Annotated in this window: 17 protein-coding genes and 1 pseudogene; 10 read left to right on the top strand and 8 right to left on the bottom strand. The window is 63.3% G+C overall.

The annotated features are described in order from the left end of the window. From AB7M33_RS00770 to AB7M33_RS00750, 5 genes are all read right to left on the bottom strand, one after another. Positions 1–618, bottom strand: a complete 618-nt coding sequence (locus AB7M33_RS00770) for a response regulator transcription factor (RefSeq protein WP_027596659.1) — start codon at positions 616–618, stop codon at positions 1–3. Between the two features lie 282 nt (positions 619–900). Next, positions 901–2232 (bottom strand): deoxyguanosinetriphosphate triphosphohydrolase, encoded by a 1332-nt coding sequence (locus tag AB7M33_RS00765; RefSeq protein ID WP_027596658.1) that lies wholly within the window; start codon positions 2230–2232, stop codon positions 901–903. A gap of 198 nt (positions 2233–2430) precedes the next feature. Further along, positions 2431–2760: a hypothetical protein gene (locus AB7M33_RS00760; protein WP_099453366.1), complete on the bottom strand. Its 330-nt coding sequence runs from the start codon at positions 2758–2760 to the stop codon at positions 2431–2433. Next, positions 2757–3131, bottom strand: a complete 375-nt coding sequence (locus AB7M33_RS00755; protein WP_274887450.1) for a phage holin family protein — start codon at positions 3129–3131, stop codon at positions 2757–2759. The genes AB7M33_RS00760 and AB7M33_RS00755 overlap by 4 nt, the downstream gene beginning before the upstream one ends. Before the next feature lie 10 nt (positions 3132–3141). Next, the gene (locus tag AB7M33_RS00750; RefSeq protein WP_027596655.1) at positions 3142–3453 is read right to left on the bottom strand and encodes a DUF883 family protein; all 312 of its coding nucleotides are present in this window, start codon (positions 3451–3453) and stop codon (positions 3142–3144) included. Between the two features lie 313 nt (positions 3454–3766). Between AB7M33_RS00750 and AB7M33_RS00745 the strand changes: the two genes are divergently transcribed. The 4 genes from AB7M33_RS00745 (at position 3767) to AB7M33_RS00730 (ending at position 6712) form a co-directional block, all read left to right on the top strand. Beyond that, positions 3767–4975 carry an ammonium transporter gene (locus AB7M33_RS00745; protein ID WP_027596654.1) on the top strand — a complete coding sequence of 403 codons (1209 nt, stop codon included), beginning with the start codon at positions 3767–3769 and terminating at the stop codon, positions 4973–4975. 72 nt (positions 4976–5047) lie between these two features. Beyond that, a complete protein-coding gene (locus tag AB7M33_RS00740; protein WP_454242275.1) occupies positions 5048–5287 on the top strand; it encodes a glutaredoxin family protein in 240 nt (79 codons plus the stop codon). A gap of 180 nt (positions 5288–5467) precedes the next feature. Next, complete coding sequence (locus AB7M33_RS00735) at positions 5468–5776, top strand: hypothetical protein (RefSeq protein WP_027596652.1); 309 nt, start codon at positions 5468–5470, stop codon at positions 5774–5776. Positions 5777–5827: 51 nt separating this feature from the next. Further along, positions 5828–6712 carry a pseudouridine synthase gene (locus AB7M33_RS00730; RefSeq protein ID WP_099430054.1) on the top strand — a complete coding sequence of 295 codons (885 nt, stop codon included), beginning with the start codon at positions 5828–5830 and terminating at the stop codon, positions 6710–6712. A 222-nt stretch (positions 6713–6934) separates the two neighbouring features. On the opposite strand, the gene AB7M33_RS00725 is transcribed toward AB7M33_RS00730, so the two are convergent. Further along, complete coding sequence (locus AB7M33_RS00725; RefSeq protein ID WP_027596650.1) at positions 6935–8500, bottom strand: methyl-accepting chemotaxis protein; 1566 nt, start codon at positions 8498–8500, stop codon at positions 6935–6937. A 453-nt stretch (positions 8501–8953) separates the two neighbouring features. Next, complete coding sequence (gene acnA, locus AB7M33_RS00720; protein WP_454242274.1) at positions 8954–11698, bottom strand: aconitate hydratase AcnA; 2745 nt, start codon at positions 11696–11698, stop codon at positions 8954–8956. Positions 11699–11920: 222 nt separating this feature from the next. Between acnA and rlmM the strand changes: the two genes are divergently transcribed. The 3 genes from rlmM to pdxB all read left to right on the top strand — a co-directional run bounded on the left by rlmM (position 11921) and on the right by pdxB (position 14505). Beyond that, a complete protein-coding gene (gene rlmM, locus AB7M33_RS00715) occupies positions 11921–12985 on the top strand; it encodes a 23S rRNA (cytidine(2498)-2'-O)-methyltransferase RlmM (RefSeq protein WP_027596648.1) in 1065 nt (354 codons plus the stop codon). A 74-nt stretch (positions 12986–13059) separates the two neighbouring features. Next, entirely contained in the window at positions 13060–13302 is a 243-nt protein-coding gene (gene tusA / locus AB7M33_RS00710; RefSeq protein WP_027596647.1) for a sulfurtransferase TusA, read from the top strand. Positions 13303–13362: 60 nt separating this feature from the next. After that, positions 13363–14505 (top strand): 4-phosphoerythronate dehydrogenase PdxB, encoded by a 1143-nt coding sequence (gene pdxB / locus AB7M33_RS00705; protein ID WP_454242273.1) that lies wholly within the window; start codon positions 13363–13365, stop codon positions 14503–14505. Positions 14506–14558: 53 nt separating this feature from the next. Here the strand turns inward: pdxB and AB7M33_RS00700 are convergent, their stop codons facing one another. Beyond that, positions 14559–14732, bottom strand: coding sequence for a PA1571 family protein (locus AB7M33_RS00700; RefSeq protein WP_172960377.1), 174 nt, complete (start codon positions 14730–14732; stop codon positions 14559–14561). 211 nt (positions 14733–14943) lie between these two features. Here AB7M33_RS00700 and AB7M33_RS00695 point away from each other — a divergent pair, with 211 nt between their 5' ends. The 3 genes and pseudogenes from AB7M33_RS00695 (at position 14944) to AB7M33_RS00685 (ending at position 18518) form a co-directional block, all read left to right on the top strand. Beyond that, positions 14944–16707 (top strand): ABC transporter transmembrane domain-containing protein, encoded by a 1764-nt coding sequence (locus AB7M33_RS00695; RefSeq protein WP_099430051.1) that lies wholly within the window; start codon positions 14944–14946, stop codon positions 16705–16707. A 92-nt stretch (positions 16708–16799) separates the two neighbouring features. After that, positions 16800–17585, top strand: a pseudogene (locus AB7M33_RS00690) (methyl-accepting chemotaxis protein); the annotation flags it as partial. Between the two features lie 165 nt (positions 17586–17750). Continuing rightward, the gene (locus AB7M33_RS00685; protein ID WP_420876205.1) at positions 17751–18518 is read left to right on the top strand and encodes a methyl-accepting chemotaxis protein; all 768 of its coding nucleotides are present in this window, start codon (positions 17751–17753) and stop codon (positions 18516–18518) included. Positions 18519–18637 lie beyond the last annotated feature (119 nt).

The following is an 18637-nucleotide window of genomic DNA, read 5'->3' as shown; positions in this document are numbered from 1 at the left end:
TCAGACCAGCGCGTTGCGTTTGGCCATTTCGATCAGGTCCACCAAGGTGTCGACCTGGAGTTTGTGCATCAGGCGCTTCTTGTAGGTGCTGACCGTCTTGTTGCTAAGGAACATGCCCTTGGCGATTTCCTTGTTGCTTCGGCCTTGAGCGAAAAGTTGCAACACCATCAATTCACGGTCATTGACCTGTCGGAAAAGTTGCAGGTCTGCATTGACCGTCTGATTGTGTTTGATGGCCTGGCTGGGGAAATAGTTATACCCGGCCAGCACGGCTTTGATTGCACTGAGCAGTTCGCTCAGGTCTTCTTGTTTGCACACATAGCCTGCAGCGCCCGAGTGCATGCAGCGCACGGCGAACAACGCCGGGGACTGGGCGGTCAATACCAGCACCTTCAGTGGCAGGGACATGGCCTGGAAGCGGGAAAGTACCTCCAGCCCGTCTAGCTTGGGGATGCTGATGTCGAGGATGACCAGGTCGGGCGTGGTCTCTCGAATCATCTGCATGGCATCTACGCCATTGTCCGATTCGCCGACGATCTTGTAGTTCTGATTCTCCAGCAACATACGGACGGCCAGACGGATAACGGGATGGTCGTCGACTATAAATACGGAATGCATGTTCAACTTCCCTGCGGGCGAGTGAGGGTGACGGCTGGCACCTTATCCCAGATGGAAGTCATCGGGCATGCGAGGAAGGGCTATTAGCCCTATATGGGAAATGGCTTACAGGATAAAACAAATCGGGCTACGCAATGAGCGTAGGAAACTCGATGTCAAACCTTGTTTGGTAACTTTTCATTGATTGTTAGTCGTGTTGTTTATCAGTGACGGGCATAGGTAGGAAGTTTCCTAGGTAGACAGGTGCAGCGAGCGCCTGAGCACAGGCTGCACCTGTCTGGCTCAGGTCGGGCTGGAGCGCCCGGTCATTTCGCGGGCCATTTCGCTGGCATAGCTGTCGGTCATCCCGGCGATGAAGTCGATCATGCGCAGGAACGCGCTGTGCAGTGAGGCGTGCGGGTCCGGTGCATTGTTGCCAATCAGGTCGAGTACACGGCGGCTCTTGAACGACGGTGTGCGGCCGCCGTGCTGTTCGAGGGCCGCGCCGCAGAAGGTGTTGAGGAGGATCTCGAGCGTGGTGTAGGCGCCGATCTCGTGCAGGGTCTTGCGTTTATCCTGGAAGATCTTGTTGCGCGCCATGTCTTTGGCTTGCAGTACGCAGTGCTTGGCCGGGCCGTGCATGTGCTCGACCAGGTCGCCGCTCAGGTGCCCGCCAAGCAGCGCCGTTTGCTGCTCGACGAAGGCGCGGGCGGCGGCGTTGGTCAGGTGTTCGATGGCCTTGCCGCGCAAGATCGCCAGCTTGCGCCGGCGCGAGTCGCGGGGGCCGAGTTGGCGATAGGTCTCCGGCAGGTCGTCACCTACCAGGTCGAGCAGCAGCGCCTCGACTTCCGCATACTGCAGCAATTCCATTTCCACGCCGTCTTCCAGGTCGATCAGCGCGTAGCAGATGTCATCTGCGGCCTCCATCAGGTAGACCAGAGGGTGGCGTGCCCAGCGCTGGTCCTCCAATTGTGGCAGGCCCAGTTTGCGGGCGATCTGTTCGAGCAGTGGCAGTTCGCTCTGGTAGCTGCCGAACTTGTGTTTCTTGTAGCCCAGGGCATCGGCATGACGGGCGCTCCAGGGGTACTTCAAGTAAGTACCGAGGGTGGCGTAGGTCAGCCGGGTGCCGCCGTCGAACTGGTGATACTCCAGTTGGGTGAGGACGCGAAAGCCTTGGGCGTTGCCTTCGAAGTTGAGGAAATCGGCACGCTCGTCGTCGCTCATGTCGTCCAGCCAGCCACGCCCTGCTGCCTGCTGGAACCAGTGGCGGATGGCGTCTTCGCCGGAATGGCCGAACGGTGGGTTGCCAATGTCGTGGGCCAGGCAGGCCGATTGCACGATCATCCCCAGGTCGCTGGGCTCGCACCAGTCCGGCAGGCTGTCACGCAAGGTTTCGCCCACCCGCATGCCGAGCGAGCGGCCGACGCAGCTGACTTCCAGTGAATGAGTCAGGCGCGTGTGGATATGGTCGTTGCTGGAGACGGGGTGTACCTGGGTTTTGCGCCCAAGCCGGCGGAAGGCGCCTGAGAAGATGATCCGGTCGTGGTCCTTGTGGAAGGGGCTGCGCCCGAGTTCTTCGGGGCTGTACAGGGCTTTGCCCAGGCGTTCGCGGGTCAGCAGGGTATGCCAGTCCAAGGCTCGATCTCCTGTCGGTCGATGGGCATAGCTTCCTGTGTCGAGAGGCACCATGCAAGCTGAAGGTTGACGCGGTTTTTTGTAGGGGCAGCCTCGTGCTGCGAAGAGGCCGGTGTGGGCTGCAGGTATCTGCTTTGCCTGCACCGGCCTCTTCGCAGCACAAGGCTGCTCCTACACGGGGCGTGTTGGGGCTAAATGTCAGGGTCGCCGGCCATTTTGCAGATACAGCCGGACCAGCGGCAGCAAGCTGCTGCCCAAGCGCACCAACCGTGTCAGGTTGCCGCTGCGCACGCCCTTGCCAGTCAAAAAGCCCAAGGCGACCACGGCGCCAATGCCCCACAGCGGGGCGTGCTTGATGCCAAGCCCCCCGTGCAGCGAACTGCCCATGCCGCGTATGCGCTGCAGGGGTTCGAGCAGTTGCCCCGACTCGTGGCGGATTTCCTGGCGGTGCATCTCCATGCGCAGGCGCAGCAGCGCTTTGCGCAGTTCGCGTGGGTTACGCGTGTTGGGGAGTTCAGGCAGGCTCATGGCAACAGGCGCTCCCGGTCCTTGGCGAGTTCTTCGAGGGTTGCGCCGAAAGGCGATGACTCGTCGAACACTGCCGCTTTCAAACGCAACCCGCAGTACAGCGCGGCTAATCCATAGAACACGCACAGGCCGATGATGCCCGCCAGGCGATAACTGTCCCACAGCAGCACCAACAGCAACCCTGACAGCGCTGTCAGCAAGAGCAGGGCGAACACCAGTGCCAAGCCTGCGAACAGCAACAAGCTCAAGGTGCGGCCTTTTTGTTCCTGCAGCTCGATCCCGAACAGTTCGATGTGGCTGTGCAGCAGCCCGAGCATGGCCGCGCCCAGGCGCTTGCCGGAAGCGCTGGTGCCGATGGTGTCATTCTCCATGGGTGACCTCTCAGCGCCTGGCCAGCAGGCCGATCAACAGACCGACGCCTGCGGCAATACCGATGGCCTGCCAGGGGTTCTCCTGTACGTACTGCTCGGCGCTGCCGAGGGCCGCCTGGCCACGGTCGCGCACCGATTCCTGGGTCAGCTGCAGGGTTTCGCGGGCCTGGGTCAGGCGGTCGTGGATCTGCTCGCGCAATTCATCCGCTTGGTCGCCGGCGAGGTTCGCCGTGTCGGCAAGCAGCTTCTCGGTATCGCGGACCAGGGCCTGGAAGTCAGCCATCAATATCTCTTGCGCAGTCTTTGCCGATTTGCTGGCCATGGGGTCTCTCCCTGTCGATGTGTGATGGTAGTTCGAGTGATAGCACGCGCGGAAGGTTCAAGTGCCTGTGCTGGTATGGGCTTTGCTAAGTCTTTGCCACGTTGCGGGGCGCCACTGGCGGGCATTGCGCCGATTCAGGGCACCGTGCGTGACGTGTACCGTTAAACCTTAACCCAATCCACGACAAACCCAAGAAAAAACCACGCAGGCCTCGCCCATGTCATCCGATAGGGCAGGGGGCTGGCACCGATTCGGTGCAGGGATGCAGGTTCTTGAACTGTCCTGGTGCCTTTTCAGCAGGTCTGCCTATTTCATGGAACACATGCACAGCGCGATGGACTCTCTGGTCCACGGTTCGAATACCCTGTTCATCCTCATGGGCGCCATTCTGGTGCTGGCCATGCATGCTGGCTTCGCTTTTCTCGAAGTGGGCACCGTGCGGCACAAGAACCAGGTCAATGCGTTGTCGAAGATTCTCAGCGACTTTGCCATCTCGGCGCTGGTGTACTTCTTCATCGGCTACTGGATCGCCTATGGCGTGAACTTCTTCCAGCCGGCGACGGCACTGGCAGCCGACCATGGCTATGCGCTGGTCAAATGCTTCTTTCTGTTGACGTTCGCGGCGGCCATCCCGGCGATCATCTCTGGAGGGATTGCCGAGCGGGCGCGTTTTGTCCCGCAGCTGTGTGCCACGGCGTTGATCGTGGCGTTTGTCTATCCGTTCTTTGAAGGCGTGGTGTGGAACGGCAACCTGGGCGTGCAGGCTTGGCTGCAAGCACGCTTTGGCGCGCCGTTCCATGACTTTGCCGGTTCCGTCGTGGTGCATGCCATGGGCGGCTGGCTGGCACTGGCCGCCGTCGTGCTACTGGGCGCCCGGCGCGGGCGGTACCGCGATGGGCGCTTGGTGGCCTTCGCACCGTCGAGCATTCCGTTCCTGGCGCTGGGGTCGTGGATCCTGATCATTGGCTGGTTCGGCTTCAATGTCATGAGCGCCCAGACCTTACAGGGGGTTAGCGGCCTGGTGGCGATCAACTCGTTACTGGCCATGGTCGGGGGCACCTTGGCGGCGCTGCTGGCCGGGCGTAACGACCCAGGGTTCTTGCATAACGGGCCGCTGGCTGGGCTGGTGGCGATTTGTGCTGGCTCCGACCTGATGCACCCGATTGGCGCGCTGGCCACCGGCCTGGTGGCCGGGGTGCTGTTCGTCTGGAGTTTTACCGCGGCACAGAACCGCTGGAAAATCGACGACGTGCTGGGTGTGTGGCCGTTGCACGGCCTGTGTGGCGTGTGGGGTGGCATTGCCTGCGGCGTGTTCGGCCAGGCGGCGCTGGGCGGCATGGGTGGTGTCAGCCTGGTCAGCCAATTGCTGGGCAGCTTGATGGGGGTACTGGTGGCATTGCTGGGGGGCTTTACCATCTATGGTGCAATCCGCGCAGTGCACGGCTTGCGCTTGAGCCACGAGCAGGAGTTCCAGGGCGCGGACCTGTCGCTGCACCGCATCGGTGCAACCAGTCAGGATTGAGCGAGGTCAGGTGCGCGCAGGGCGGTACGGACCTAGAATAGGCTTTTCCAAAGCCAAACCGAGACCCGCCCCATGCTGCCTGAATGCCAACTGTTCGGCACCCTCGGCTGCCACCTGTGCGAAGTGGCCGAGGCCGTGCTGATGCCTTTCGTCGATCATGGCCTGTTGGTGGAACTGGTCGACATTGCCGAAAACGAGGCCATGTTCGAGCGCTACGGCCTGATCATTCCCGTGCTGCGGCGGTGTGACACCGGCGCTGAGCTGCACTGGCCGTTCGATGCCGAGCAGGTGGTGACGTTTCTCGCGCCGTGAGCCCGAGGCTCTGGCCAATTTTTGCAGGTGCTGTGTGGCGCACTTGAAAGAATACGCGCGCTGTTCGGCGCACCGGTGGTCACGGGGTACCTGCCGGGGCTGCAGTGAGCCGAGGGTGAATTGACGACGGCGAGGGCAAGTCCGTATGCTGTATATAAATACAGTATACGAGGTAAAGCCATGCTCAACGTCGAGCAACTCAAGTACAGCGTCAACCGCATGCCTGTAGAGCGGGTGTGCGACGCCGTTCTGGAACTGCGCCTCGAGGGCCTGGTGACCGATGACCGCACACCGTTCGGCAAGGTCCACTTCAACACCTGTTTTGCCGAAATCGAGGCCTTGTTCCAGCGTGCCGGCTACCACCGTGGGCTGGATGTGGTGGGTTATCAGGGGTTGTTGTATGCCTTGTATGACCCCGGCCGCTGGGAGGCGGTGCAGGTACTGCGCTGGTTGAAGGAGCGCAGCGAGGCGCGGGATCAGGCTGGTTGAGGTGACGGGCTTGGGGGATAATGCGCGGCCTTGTACCTTTCGAGCACTGCCATGAACCCGCCTTTCGACCCCGCCCGCCAGCAAGCCAGCACGGTGTGCCTGCCACCCGGCAACTGGGCGACGGTGCTCGATTGCCTGTGTGACCATTTCAAGGCCATTGATCGCGCGCAGTGGCTTGACCGCTTTGCCCGAGGCCGGGTGCTGGATGCCCAGGGGCAGGCCATCCCTGCCGAGCTGGCTTACCGACGTGGCATGCGCTTGCATTATTTTCGCGAGGTGCCGAACGAGCGGCCTATCCCTGTGCAGGAAGCCGTGCTGCACGTGGATGAGCACTTGGTGGTCGCCGATAAACCGCATTTTCTGCCGGTTACACCCACCGGTGAATATGTCGAGCAGACCCTGTTGCGCCGGCTGATCCGGCGCCTGGACAATCCGCATCTGGTGCCATTGCACCGCATCGACCGGCATACCGCAGGGCTGGTCCTGTTCTCTGCCAACCCGCAGACCCGCAGTGCTTATCAGCGCTTGTTCCCCGAGCGACGGATCGACAAGCGCTACCAGGCCATCGCCGCTGCCATGCCGCAGCATGAGTTCCCGCTGGTGCATAAAAGCCGTCTGGTGCATGGCGAGCCGTTTTTTCGCATGCATGAGGTCGAGGGCGCGGACAACAGCGAAACCTTTGCCCAAGTGCTGGAAACGCAGGGCGATTTGTGGCGTTACGGTTTGTCGCCTGTGACCGGCAAGACCCATCAGTTGCGTGTGCACATGGCGGCGTTGGGCGCGGCGATCTGCAACGACCCGTTCTACCCTGAACTGCTCCAGGTCGAAGACGATTACCAAAAGCCGTTGAAGTTGTTGGCGCAGAGCTTGCGTTTTGATGACCCGTTGACGGGAGAAGAGCGCTACTTCGAGACCCGGTTGCGCCTGGACTGGTAACGCCCCAGCCCACACCGGCCTCTTCGCAGCACAAGGCTGCTCCTACAAAAGCGCAGCGTCTCAGGGTTGAAGCGTACAGACGGGTAGCGCACCCGTCTGCCATTCGCGGTCTCTGTAGGAGCAGCCTTGCGCTGCGAAAGGGCCGGTGCAAGCAAAGCAGATATCTGCAGCCCACCCCGGCCTCTTCGCAGCACAAGGCTGCTCCTACAAAAGCGCAGCGTCTCAGCGGTTGAAGCGCTCTACCAGCGAGTACTGGCTCCCCGCCGTGCTGGTCAGCTCTTCGCTGAGCTGTGCCGAATGTTGGGCCTGTTCGGCGGTCTGGTCGGCCAGTGTGGCGATGGTGCTGATGTTGCGGCTGATCTCGTCGGCCACAGCGGTCTGCTCTTCGGTAGCGGCCGCAATCTGGGTCGCCATGTCGGTGATGTTGGCCACCGCTTCGCTGATCCCGACCAAAGCCTCATCGGCCTGCATCACCCGGTCGACCCCTTCTTGCGCCTGGCGATGGCCGGTTTCCATGGTCAGCACCGCGTTGCTGGCGGTCTGCTGCAGCTTGGCGATCAGGTTGTGGATCTGCCCGGTGGACTCGGCGGTGCGCTGGGCCAACTGGCGTACTTCATCGGCCACGACGGCAAAGCCACGGCCCATCTCACCGGCGCGGGCCGCTTCGATGGCAGCGTTCAGCGCCAGCAGGTTGGTTTGGTCGGCGATGCCTTTGATCACATCGACCACACCGCCGATTTCGTCACTGTCCTTGGCCAACTGCGTCACCGTCTGGCCAGTTTCACCCACGGCTGCCGACAAACGCTCGATGGCCTCGCGGGTCTCACCGGCAATCTGCCGGCCCTGGCTGGTCAGGCGATTGGCTTCCTGGGTGGCGTCGGCGGTGCGTTGTACGTGGTTGGCCACTTCCTGGGTGGTGGCGGCCATTTGGTTGACGGCGGCTGCCACTTGTTCGGTTTCCACGCGCTGGCGCTCCAGCCCGGATGAGCTCTGGTGGGCCAGGGCGTCGGATTGCCGTGCCTGTTCGCTGAGGTGTTCGGCACTGTCCTGCAGCCGCGTCAGGCAGGTCTTCATGCGTGCATCCTGGCTGAGCATGGCCATTTCCAAGCGGGCCTGAACCCCACGGCTGTCGGTGTACATCTGCGCGATCAGCGGGTCGGAGGTGGTTTGCTCGGCCAAACGTAGCAGGCGCTTGAGGCCACGCTGTTGCCAGGTCAGCCCGAGCAGGCCGAGTGGTACCGACAGGGCGGCGGCCAGGCCGAAGCCCCAGGAGTGGCCCAGCCAGTTGCCGATCAGGAAGCCCACCTGGCTGACCAGGATGAACGGCAGCCAGTCCTGCAGAATCGGCAGCCACTGATCGCGACGTGGCACCGCCGACTTGCCCTGGTTGAGGCGCTGGTAGAGGGCTTCGGCACGGCGGATCTGTTCGGCGGTGGGCTTGACCCGCACCGACTCGAAGCCGACCACCTGATTGTTGTCGAAAACCGGCGTGACATAAGCGTTGACCCAGTAGTGGTCACCGTTCTTGCAGCGGTTCTTGACGATGCCCATCCACGGCTGGCCTTGCTTGAGGGTCTGCCACATGTGGGCAAACACCGCGGCCGGCACGTCAGGGTGACGCACCAGGTTGTGCGGCGCGCCGGTCAGCTCCTCGCGCGTGAACCCACTGATGTCGATAAACGCGTCATTGCAGTAGCTGATCACGCCCTTGGCGTTGGTGGTGGAGATCAACCGCTGCTGGGCAGGGAAAGTCCGTTCTCTCTGGGTAATCGGCTGGTTGTTACGCATGGGTCGGTAATCCGCAAGAATCCGCAAGGCTTTGGTGAGGTATCGGCAAGCCACTGGTTTTATTGAATGGATATTTAATGTGCTTGATTTGTGGCAATGAGCCATCTTCTGGTTTGAGCTAGGGAGCGGCTGATTTCGATGAAGATAGCGGCATTATTGCTAATTTATGACGGGCGGGTCGGATGATGACTTAGTGGGCGGCAAAGAGCCAGCATGCGTGAAGGGAGGAGGGGGGCGTCTCTAGGGCGTTGGCGTGTATGAGATCGAGCGCCGCCTGCGCGGCGATTCGCAGCACAAGGCTGCTCCTACAGATATTCCGGGCCAGTTACGCCTGTGCCGGCGCGCGACCGCTTCAGGAAAAATTGGCCCAAAAAATGTAGGAGCAGCCTTGTGCTGCGAATCGCCGCGCGGGCGGCGCTCGATCTCAAGAGCGCCGCAGAACCACCGTCAAACCTACCTCCCAGCAATCAGCTGACGTAACACGTAATGCAAGATCCCCCCGGCCTTGAAGTACTCGACCTCATTCAAGGTATCGATCCGGCACAGCACGTCGATCTGCTCCTGTTGCCCGTCCTCACGGGTGATGCGCAGTTTCAGGCTCATGCCCGGCCGAATGTGCGCATTGTTCAGGCCCAGCACATCGATCTTCTCTTTTCCGGTCAACGCCAGTTGCTTACGATCGTGCCCGGTGTTGAACTGCAACGGCAGCACGCCCATGCCCACCAGGTTTGAACGGTGGATGCGCTCGAAGCTTTCCGCCAGCACTGCCTTGACCCCCAGCAGGTTGGTGCCTTTGGCGGCCCAGTCGCGGCTGGAGCCGGTGCCGTATTCCTGGCCGGCGATCACCACCAGCGGCGTGCCGTCTGCCTGATAGCGCATGGCGGCATCGTAGATCGACAGTTTTTCACCCGTGGGCACGTACAAGGTGTTGCCACCTTCCTCGCCCGCGAGCATCTCGTTGCGGATACGGATGTTGGCGAACGTACCGCGCATCATCACCTCATGGTTGCCCCGCCGCGAACCGTAGGAGTTGAAGTCCCGCGGCTCCACACCCTTGTCGCGCAGGTAGCGCCCGGCAGGGCTGTCGGCCTTGATGTTGCCGGCCGGGGAGATGTGGTCGGTGGTGACCGAGTCGCCCAGCAGGGCCAGGATGCGTGCCCCTTGGATGTCCTTGATCGCTGGCGGTGGCCCGCCTATGCCGTCGAAGAACGGCGGGTGCTGGATGTAGGTAGACGCGTCCTGCCAGACATACGTGGCCGCTTGCGGCACCTCGATGGCCTGCCAGTGTGCATCGCCCTCGAAGACTTCGGCGTACTCCTTGTGGAACATCGCAGTGTCGACCTTGGCCACGGCGGCGGCGATTTCCTGCTGGCTGGGCCAGATATCGCGCAGGTACACCGGCTTGCCGTCCTTGCCGGTACCCAGTGAATCGCGGGTAAGGTCCACGCGCACGCTGCCGGCCAGGGCATAGGCCACCACCAGCGGCGGCGACGCCAACCAGTTGGTCTTGACCAGCGGGTGCACGCGGCCCTCGAAGTTACGGTTACCCGAGAGCACCGAGGCCACGGTCAGGTCGGCGCTGCCGATGGCTTTCTCGATCGCCTCATCCAATGGGCCGGAGTTGCCGATGCAAGTGGTGCAGCCATAGCCCACCAGGTCAAAACCCAGCTCATTCAGGTACGGCGTCAGCCCGGCGGCCTCGAAGTAGTCGGTGACCACCTTGGAGCCAGGGGCCAGCGAGCTCTTGACCCAAGGTTTGCGCTGCAGGCCTTTTTCCAGGGCCTTTTTCGCCACCAGCCCGGCGGCCATCATCACGCTCGGGTTGGAGGTGTTGGTGCACGAGGTGATCGCGGCGATCACCACCGCGCCATCACGCAGGGTGTGGGTCTGGCCTGCGTGGCTGTAGTCGATTTCGCCCGCCTGGTCGGCGTTGCCCACCGCCACACCGCCGCCGCCTTCACTTTCCAGGCGGCCGACTTCCTTGGCCAGCGGCTTGGGCTGCAGTTCGATGAAGTGGTTGAACGCTTGGCTGACCTGGCCCAGGGCGACGCGGTCCTGAGGGCGCTTGGGCCCGGCCAGGCTGGCCTCGACCTCGTCCATGTCCAGCGCCAATGTGTCGCTGAACTGCGGTTCCTGGCCTGGCAGGCGCCACAGGCCTTGTGCCTTGCAGTACTGCTCGACCAGTTGCACCGTTGCCTTCGGGCGGCCAGAAAGCCGCAGGTAGTCGAGGGTCACCTCGTCGACCGGGAAGAAGCCGCAGGTGGCGCCATACTCGGGGGCCATGTTGGCGATGGTGGCGCGGTCGGCCAGGGGCAGGTCGGCCAGGCCGTCGCCGTAGAATTCGACGAACTTGCCCACCACGCCCTTCTTGCGCAGCATCTGCGTCACGGTCAGCACCAGGTCGGTGGCGGTGATGCCTTCACGCAGCTTGCCGGTGAGTTTGAAGCCGATCACTTCCGGGATCAGCATCGACACCGGCTGGCCAAGCATGGCCGCCTCGGCCTCGATGCCGCCAACGCCCCAGCCCAGCACGCCCAGGCCGTTGATCATGGTGGTGTGCGAATCGGTGCCGACCAGGGTGTCGGGGAAGGCGTAGGTGCGGCCGTCTTCTTCGCGGGTCCAGACGGTGCGGCCCAGGTATTCCAGGTTGACCTGGTGGCAGATGCCGGTGCCCGGCGGCACGACGCGGAAGTTGTCGAAGGCGTTCTGGCCCCAGCGCAAAAAGGCGTAGCGTTCGCCATTGCGCTGCATCTCGATGTCGACGTTCTGGGTGAAGGCCTCCGGGGTGGCGTAGCGGTCGACCATCACCGAGTGGTCGATCACCAGGTCGACCGGCGACAGCGGGTTGATCCGCTGCGGGTCGCCACCGGCCTTGGCCATGGCGGCACGCATGGCGGCCAGGTCGACCACGGCGGGCACGCCGGTGAAGTCCTGCATCAGCACCCTGGCCGGCCGGTACTGGATTTCCCGGTCGGAGCGGCGCGCTTCCAGCCATTGGGCGATGGCGCGCAGGTCGTCGCCGGTGACGGTCTTGCCGTCCTCCCAGCGCAGCAGGTTTTCCAGCAACACTTTCAGCGACATGGGCAGGCGTTGCAGGTCGCCCAGCTGGCGGGCGGCCTCGGTAAGGCTGTAATAGTGATACGTAAGGTCATCGACCTTGAGGGTTTTGAGCGTGTTCAGGCTATCGAGCGAGGGCATTGCCAACTCCTTCTGCGCCGGTGCCCGGCAAATCGGGTGTTTGCCGGTGTCACCGCTCTGTTTCGATCCGCACGGTACGGACCTGGCTGAATGGTCAGGTTAGACCGGTTTGGCTTGGCTGACCCTTTTCTGGACCGGCGGGACGTGTCGCAGGTTCCGAACTTCCTTTATTATCGCCGCCCTGCCGGCGCCTGTTGCGCGCCCGCCGTAGTGGAGTGAGAGATGAGTACCCTGTTCATGCATTGCCGGCCCGGTTTCGAGGGCGAGGTCTGCGCCGAAATCAGCGAACACGCTGCCCGCCTGGGGGTTGCCGGCTATGCCAAAGGCAAACCGCAGAGCGCCAGCGCCGAGTTTGTCTGCACCGAGGCCAACGGCGCCGAGCGACTGATGGGGGAACTGCGCTTCGCTGAGCTGATTTTCCCGCGTCAGTGGGCCCGTGGCGGTTATGTCGAGTTGCCAGAGAGCGACCGCATCAGCGTGTTGCTGGAGCACCTGGCCGACCTGCCTGTGTTCGGCAGCCTGTGGCTGGAGGTGCTCGACAGCAACGACGGCAAGGAACTGTCGACGTTCTGCCGCAAGTTCGAAGTGCCCCTGCGCAAGGCCCTGGAAAAGGCTGGCCGCCTGGTTGAAGACGCCAGCCGCCCGCGGCTGTTGCTGACCTTCATCACCGGCCGGCGTGTGTTTGTTGGCCTGGCCGCAGGCAACAACAGCGCCCTCTGGCCGATGGGCATCCCGCGCCTGAAGTTTCCCCGTGAGGCGCCCAGCCGTTCAACCCTCAAGCTGGAAGAAGCCTGGCACCAGTTCATCCCCCGCGAGCAGTGGGAGCAGCGCCTGGGCGACGACATGACCGGGGTCGATCTCGGCGCCTCGCCGGGTGGCTGGACCTACCAGCTGGTGCGCCGCGGCATGCTGGTCACCGCCATCGACAACGGCCCGATGGCCGAAAGCCTGATGGACACCGGGCTGGTCCAGCACCTGATGGCAGATGGGTTTACCTGGCAGCCGAAACAGCCGGTGGACTGGATGGTTTGCGACATCGTCGAGAAGCCGGCGCGGACCACTTCGCTGATCGAGACCTGGCTGGGGGAAGGCCTGTGCCGCGAGGCGGTGGTCAACCTCAAACTGCCGATGAAGCAGCGTTACGCCGAAGTGCGGCGCCTGCTCGACCGCATGGAAGCCACGTTCAAGGCGCGCAAGATCCGGGTTTCGATCGCCTGCAAGCAGCTGTATCACGACCGTGAGGAAGTGACCTGCCATCTGCGCAGGCTGGACCTGAAGCCGCGTTGAGTGCAGGTGCGGCGCGTGGCCCTTGGTCCGTGCCGCACGATGCGCGACAATGACGATCATTTTTGGAGCCACCCATGACTGACTTCACCCCCGACGCCGTCCTCGATGCCACCGGCCTGAACTGCCCGGAGCCTGTGATGATGCTGCACCAGCACGTCCGGGACCTGGCTGCTGGTGGCCTGCTCAAGGTCATCGCCACCGACCCGTCGACCCGCCGCGATATCCCCAAGTTCTGCAACTTCCTCGGCCACGAGCTGCTGCAGCAGCAAGAGGATGCGGGCACCTTCCTGTACTGGATCCGCAAGAAAGCCGACTGAGCCGCTCTGGAACACGCCGCGCGTAGCGCCTACACTGCGTTCCCCTGACAGGAGAGCGCCATGCTGATAGTTGCCGACGAGAACATTCCGCTGCTCGATGCCTTCTTTGAAGGTTTCGGCGAGATCCGCCGCTATCCGGGCAGAAGCCTCGATGCCGCCAGCGTCAAGGACGCCGACGTACTGCTGGTGCGTTCGGTGACCAAGGTCGACCGCCAGCTGCTCGAAGGCAGCCGGGTGCGTTTTGTCGGCACTTGCACCATCGGCACCGACCACCTCGACCTGGACTACTTTGCCGAGGCGGGCATCCACTGGAGCAGCGCGCCGGGCTGTAATGCCCGCGGTGTGGTGGACTACGTGCTGGGCAGCCTGCTGACCCTGGCCGAGCTGGACGGTGTGGCGCTGCCCGCGCGCACGTATGGCGTGGTGGGCGCAGGGGAGGTCGGTGGCCGCCTGGTGCGTGTACTGCATGGCCTGGGCTGGAAGGTGTTGGTGTGTGACCCACTGCGTCAGGCCGCCGAAAGGGGCGATTACGTCAGCCTCGAGACGGTGCTGGAACAGTGCGATGTCATCAGCCTGCACACCCCCTTGCAGCGAGGCGGCGAGCACCCTACCTGGCACCTGCTGGGCCAGGCGCACCTGGCGCAGCTGCGCCCCGGTGCGTGGCTGATCAACGCCAGCCGTGGCCCGGTGGTGGACAACGCGGCCTTGCGTGAGCTGCTGTTGGACCGTGAAGACGTGCACGCCGTGCTCGATGTGTGGGAAGGCGAACCGCAGGTCGACTTGCAACTGGCCGACCTGTGCACGCTGGCGTCGCCGCACATCGCCGGCTACAGCCTTGATGGCCGGCAGCGTGGCACGGCGCAGATCTATCAGGCGCTGTGCCGTTTTCTCGGCCAAGCTGAGCGCGTGAACCTGGCCGACCTGCTGCCCAAGCCGCCGCTGGCGCAGATCGAGCTCGATGCCAGTACCGACCCGGCCTGGGCCTTGGCCACCCTGTGCCGCGCCGTGTACGACCCGCGCCGTGACGACGCGGACTTCCGCCGCAGCTTGAGCGACGACCCGGCCGAGCAGCGCGCGGCGTTCGATCAGTTGCGCAAGCAGTATCCGCCGCGGCGTGAGGTCGAAGGGCTGGCGGTGCGGATTCGTGGCGAGTCGCCGCAACTGGCGCAGTTGGTCAGTGCGTTGGGTGGGGTGTTGGTCTGAGTGACGGGCAATAAAAACCCGGCGCACGCGCCGGGTTGTAATGAATTCGCCGATCAGCCCTTCTGGGCTTTTCCGACCCGGCTTTGTTCCAGCTTCTCGCAGGCTTTCTGGATCATCTGCTCGGTGATCGGGACCTCGCGCCCCTGGGCGTCGATGATCGAACCGCACGCCTGAGGTTGCGGGGTGTTCTGCGGTTTTGCGGTGTCGCTGCCATGCTGCAAGCTCATATCGGTCTCCTCATCAGGTTCAAACTCAGGGTAACCCTGTGCGATGACTGGCCAGTGACAGCCCCTTGGGCGTCACGGCAGAAACAGTCCAACAGAAACGGCGCTAAAGCTCCAGAGGCTGTTTAGATCGAAAAGCTATAGCCACCCTCGGTCGCTCCTCGCGTGCCGATGAGTGGTAGTCTGCTGCATCCTCGCCGTTTTGGTTGCCGCCATGCCCGAATCCGTTTCTGCAGGTCAACGTCGCGCTTTGCGCCTGAGTTGGCAGTTCGTTCGCCCGTACCGCCGGCAGATGCTGCTGGCGTTGCTGGCCTTGGTGGTCACCGCTGCTATCACGCTGTCGATGGGGCAGGGCATTCGCCTGCTGGTGGACCAGGGTTTCATGACCCGTTCCGCGCACCAACTCAACCAGACCATAGGCCTGTTCCTGCTGCTGGTGTTGGCACTGGCGGTAGGGACGTTCAGCCGCTTCTACCTGGTCTCGTGGATCGGCGAGCGCTGTGTGGCTGATATTCGCCGCGCGGTGTTCGATCATCTGGTCGGCCTGCACCCAGGCTTTTTCGAGGACAACCGCAGCTCCGAGATCCAGTCGCGGCTGACGGCCGACACCACGTTGTTGCAGTCGGTGATCGGCTCTTCGCTGTCGATGTTCCTGCGCAATGCCTTGATGGTGATCGGGGGCGTGGTGCTGCTGTTTATCACCAACCCCAAGCTGACCAGCATCGTGGTCGTGGCCTTGCCACTGGTGCTAGCACCGATCCTGTTGTTTGGCCGTCGTGTGCGCAGCCTGTCGCGGCAGAGCCAGGATCGGGTGGCAGATGTCGGCAGCTACGTGGCCGAGACCCTCGGGCAGATCAAGACCGTCCAGGCCTACAACCACCAACCGCTCGATCGCGAGCTGTTCGCGGGTACTGTCGAGGCGGCCTTCAACGTGGCCAGGCAGCGTATTGCCCAGCGCGCCTGGCTGATCACCCTGGTCATCGTGCTGGTACTGGGCGCTGTGGGCGTCATGCTCTGGGTCGGTGGCATGGACGTGATCGCCGGGCGTATTTCGGCAGGCGAACTGGCCGCGTTCGTGTTCTACAGCCTGATCGTCGGCAGCGCGTTCGGCACCCTCAGCGAGGTGATTGGCGAGCTGCAGCGTGCCGCAGGCGCGGCCGAGCGCATTGCCGAGCTGTTGGCGGCGCGCAGTGCGATTCTGCCGCCCCACGTAGCGGCCTCGCTGCCGCACGGCCGTGTGACTGGGCATATCGAGTTACAGCAGGTGCACTTTGCCTACCCGTCACGGCCCACAGTCGCTGCCATCGACGGCCTGAGCCTGACAATCGAGCCGGGGCAGACCGTGGCGCTGGTCGGGCCTTCGGGCGCTGGCAAATCCACCCTGTTCGACCTGCTGCTGCGGTTTTACGACCCTCAGCAGGGGCGCATCCTGCTCGACGGGCAGGCAATTACTGAACTCGACCCCGCCGAGCTGCGCCGGCAGTTCGCCCTGGTGGCGCAGAACCCTTCGTTGTTTCGTGGCACGGTAGAGGCCAACATTCGCTATGGCCGGCCAGAAGCAACGCTGGCGGAAGTCGAAGCAGCGGCCCGTGGTGCGCATGCCGACGGGTTTATCCAGCAGTTGCCGCAGGGCTACCAGACGCAACTGGGGGAGGGCGGTATTGGCCTTTCTGGCGGGCAGCGGCAGCGCTTGGCAATTGCCCGTGCGTTGCTGGTAGATGCGCCGATCCTGTTGCTGGACGAGGCCACCAGCGCCCTCGACGCGCAAAGCGAACACCTGATCCAGCAAGCCCTGCCCAGCCTCATGGCCGGTCGCACGACGCTGGTGATCGCCCACCGCCTGGCCACGGTGCAGCACGCTGATCGCATCGCGGTGATCGACAAGGGGCGCGTGGTTGCAGTGGGCACACATCGCCAGCTGATTGAAGAAAGCCCGCTGTATGCCCGGCTGGCCTCGCTGCAGTTCACCACAGGCTAGCCTGTCTTGGTTTTGTAACATTTCTGTAGGAATTGCCTGACACTATTGGCTTCAACTGTTGCGCAAGTGCTCAAACTGGCTGCTATCGAACGATGGCAGCCTTTTTTTTGCGCGCCAGCCTACGAGGACATGGAGTGTCTTTCCCAGCGCTGCCGGTGTGCGCTGTTCCTTTCCTACTGGTCTTGAGATCCGCGATGTTGCGTAAATCCCTCAGAGTGCAAATTCTCTCCCTGCTTGGCGGCAGCCTGGCGGCCATGCTGCTGATCGCCCTGGTGTGTTTCCAGTTTTTGTCATCCAGCGTGCGTGGCTATGCCGAGTTGGTCGATGGCCCGCTGCGCGCTTCGCAATTGATCGATGAAGCCAACCTGCAGTTCAAGGTCCAGGTGCAGGAATGGAAGAACGTGCTGTTACGCGGTCGCCAGCCCGCCGAGCTGGACAAGTATTGGCAGCAGTTTCAGGCGCGCGAGCAGCAGGTTCAGCAGTTGCTGGGGCAATTGATCGACAGCAGTGACACTAGGCTCAAAGCACCCTTGCAGCAGCTGCGGGATAGCCATCGGCAGTTGGGCCAGGCCTATGCGCAGGGCCGCCAGGCGTTTATTGCTGCAGGGGGCGACCCGGTAGCAGGCGACCTGGCGGTCAAGGGCGTGGACCGTGCCGCCAGCGAGCAGATGAGCGAACTGGTCGAACAACTGCGCGGCGATGCCCGTGAACGGGCTGCGGCCATCAATGCCAGCGCCGAGCGCACCGTGTGGCTGGGCCTGCTGGTGATGCTGGCGTCGGCGGTACTGGTTGGCCTGCTCAGCCTGTGGCTGATCAACCGCAGCCTGATCGAACCGATCCGCCAGTTGATCGACTATGTCGCGCAACTGAGCCAGGGCCGCTTCGGCGCCCGCGTCGACAGCCGCCGCGAGGATGAGCTGGGGCGTTTGGCACGGGCGGCCAATACCCTGCGTGACTTTTTGGCCGAGACCGTCGGCCGGCTGCAGGACAACGCCCAAGAGCTGGAAGGCGCCAGTGGCCAGTTGCGCAGCATCGCCGCCGACATGGCGCGCGGCACGCATGACCAGTTCCAGCGCACCGACCAAGTGGCGACGGCCATGCATGAGATGTCCGCCACTGCCCAGGAAGTGGCTCGCCACGCCGTCGACGCCGCCCGCGCTGCCGATGATGCCGACCACAGTGCACAGGCTGGTGAGCAGGTGATGCAGCAGACCATCGACATCATTGGCGTGGTCAACCGCGAAATCGCCGGCACGGCGGCGGTGATTCGCGACCTGGAACATGACAGTACGCGGATCGGCAAGGTGCTCGAAGTCATCCGTGGCATTGCCGAGCAGACCAACCTGCTGGCGCTCAATGCCGCCATTGAAGCAGCCCGCGCGGGCGAGGCCGGACGAGGCTTTGCGGTGGTGGCGGACGAGGTGCGCAGTTTGGCCCAGCGCACGGCTGCGTCGATTGCCGAAATCAACCAGATCATCGAGGCGGTGCAGTCGGGCGCGGTGGAGGCGGTCAAAGCCATCGAAAGTGGCCAGCAGCGCAGCGAAGAGGGGGCCGAGCAGGTCCAGCAGGCCGGGCAGATGTTGCAGCGCATCACCTTGGCGGTGGAGGCCATCCGCGACATGAACCGGCAGATCGCCACGGCGGCGGAGGAGCAGACCAGTGTGGCCGAGGATATTTCGCGCAACCTGATCGAGATCACCCGCATCGCCACCACCAACCAGGAGGCGGTGCAGCAGACCGAACAGGCTGGGCAGCGTTTGCATGGGTTGTCGGGGCAGTTGGGCGAAGTGACGTCGCGGCTGACGGCCTGACCTGCTGTTCAGGGCCGCTGCGCGCCCCATCGCCGGCAAGCCGGCTCCCACAGGTATGGCGCAAGTCTCAAGCAATCCAGTGCCGGTGTGGGAGCCGGCTTGCCGGCGATGGGGCGCGC

The sequence above is a fragment of the Pseudomonas sp. Y3 TE3536 genome, from assembly GCF_053629175.1.
Note: the sequence above shows the minus strand (reverse complement) of the source record. Positions and strands in the feature narration are given on the sequence as shown.

Excerpts from the sequence above, each read along its gene's own strand:
- AB7M33_RS00745 (WP_027596654.1), top strand. The coding sequence starts at position 3,767 with ATGGAACACATGCACAGCGCGATGGACTCTCTGGTCCACGGTTCGAAT.
- AB7M33_RS00750 (WP_027596655.1), bottom strand. The coding sequence starts at position 3,453 with ATGGCCAGCAAATCGGCAAAGACTGCGCAAGAGATATTGATGGCTGAC.
- AB7M33_RS00770 (WP_027596659.1), bottom strand. The coding sequence starts at position 618 with ATGCATTCCGTATTTATAGTCGACGACCATCCCGTTATCCGTCTGGCC.
- AB7M33_RS00695 (WP_099430051.1), top strand. The coding sequence starts at position 14,944 with ATGCCCGAATCCGTTTCTGCAGGTCAACGTCGCGCTTTGCGCCTGAGT.
- tusA (WP_027596647.1), top strand. The coding sequence starts at position 13,060 with ATGACTGACTTCACCCCCGACGCCGTCCTCGATGCCACCGGCCTGAAC.
- AB7M33_RS00760 (WP_099453366.1), bottom strand. The coding sequence starts at position 2,760 with ATGAGCCTGCCTGAACTCCCCAACACGCGTAACCCACGCGAACTGCGC.
- AB7M33_RS00755 (WP_274887450.1), bottom strand. The coding sequence starts at position 3,131 with ATGGAGAATGACACCATCGGCACCAGCGCTTCCGGCAAGCGCCTGGGC.
- AB7M33_RS00700 (WP_172960377.1), bottom strand. The coding sequence starts at position 14,732 with ATGAGCTTGCAGCATGGCAGCGACACCGCAAAACCGCAGAACACCCCG.
- AB7M33_RS00735 (WP_027596652.1), top strand. The coding sequence starts at position 5,468 with ATGCTCAACGTCGAGCAACTCAAGTACAGCGTCAACCGCATGCCTGTA.
- rlmM (WP_027596648.1), top strand. The coding sequence starts at position 11,921 with ATGAGTACCCTGTTCATGCATTGCCGGCCCGGTTTCGAGGGCGAGGTC.
- acnA (WP_454242274.1), bottom strand. The coding sequence starts at position 11,698 with ATGCCCTCGCTCGATAGCCTGAACACGCTCAAAACCCTCAAGGTCGAT.
- AB7M33_RS00725 (WP_027596650.1), bottom strand. The coding sequence starts at position 8,500 with ATGCGTAACAACCAGCCGATTACCCAGAGAGAACGGACTTTCCCTGCC.
- AB7M33_RS00685 (WP_420876205.1), top strand. The coding sequence starts at position 17,751 with ATGGCGCGCGGCACGCATGACCAGTTCCAGCGCACCGACCAAGTGGCG.
- AB7M33_RS00730 (WP_099430054.1), top strand. The coding sequence starts at position 5,828 with ATGAACCCGCCTTTCGACCCCGCCCGCCAGCAAGCCAGCACGGTGTGC.
- AB7M33_RS00740 (WP_454242275.1), top strand. The coding sequence starts at position 5,048 with ATGCTGCCTGAATGCCAACTGTTCGGCACCCTCGGCTGCCACCTGTGC.
- pdxB (WP_454242273.1), top strand. The coding sequence starts at position 13,363 with ATGCTGATAGTTGCCGACGAGAACATTCCGCTGCTCGATGCCTTCTTT.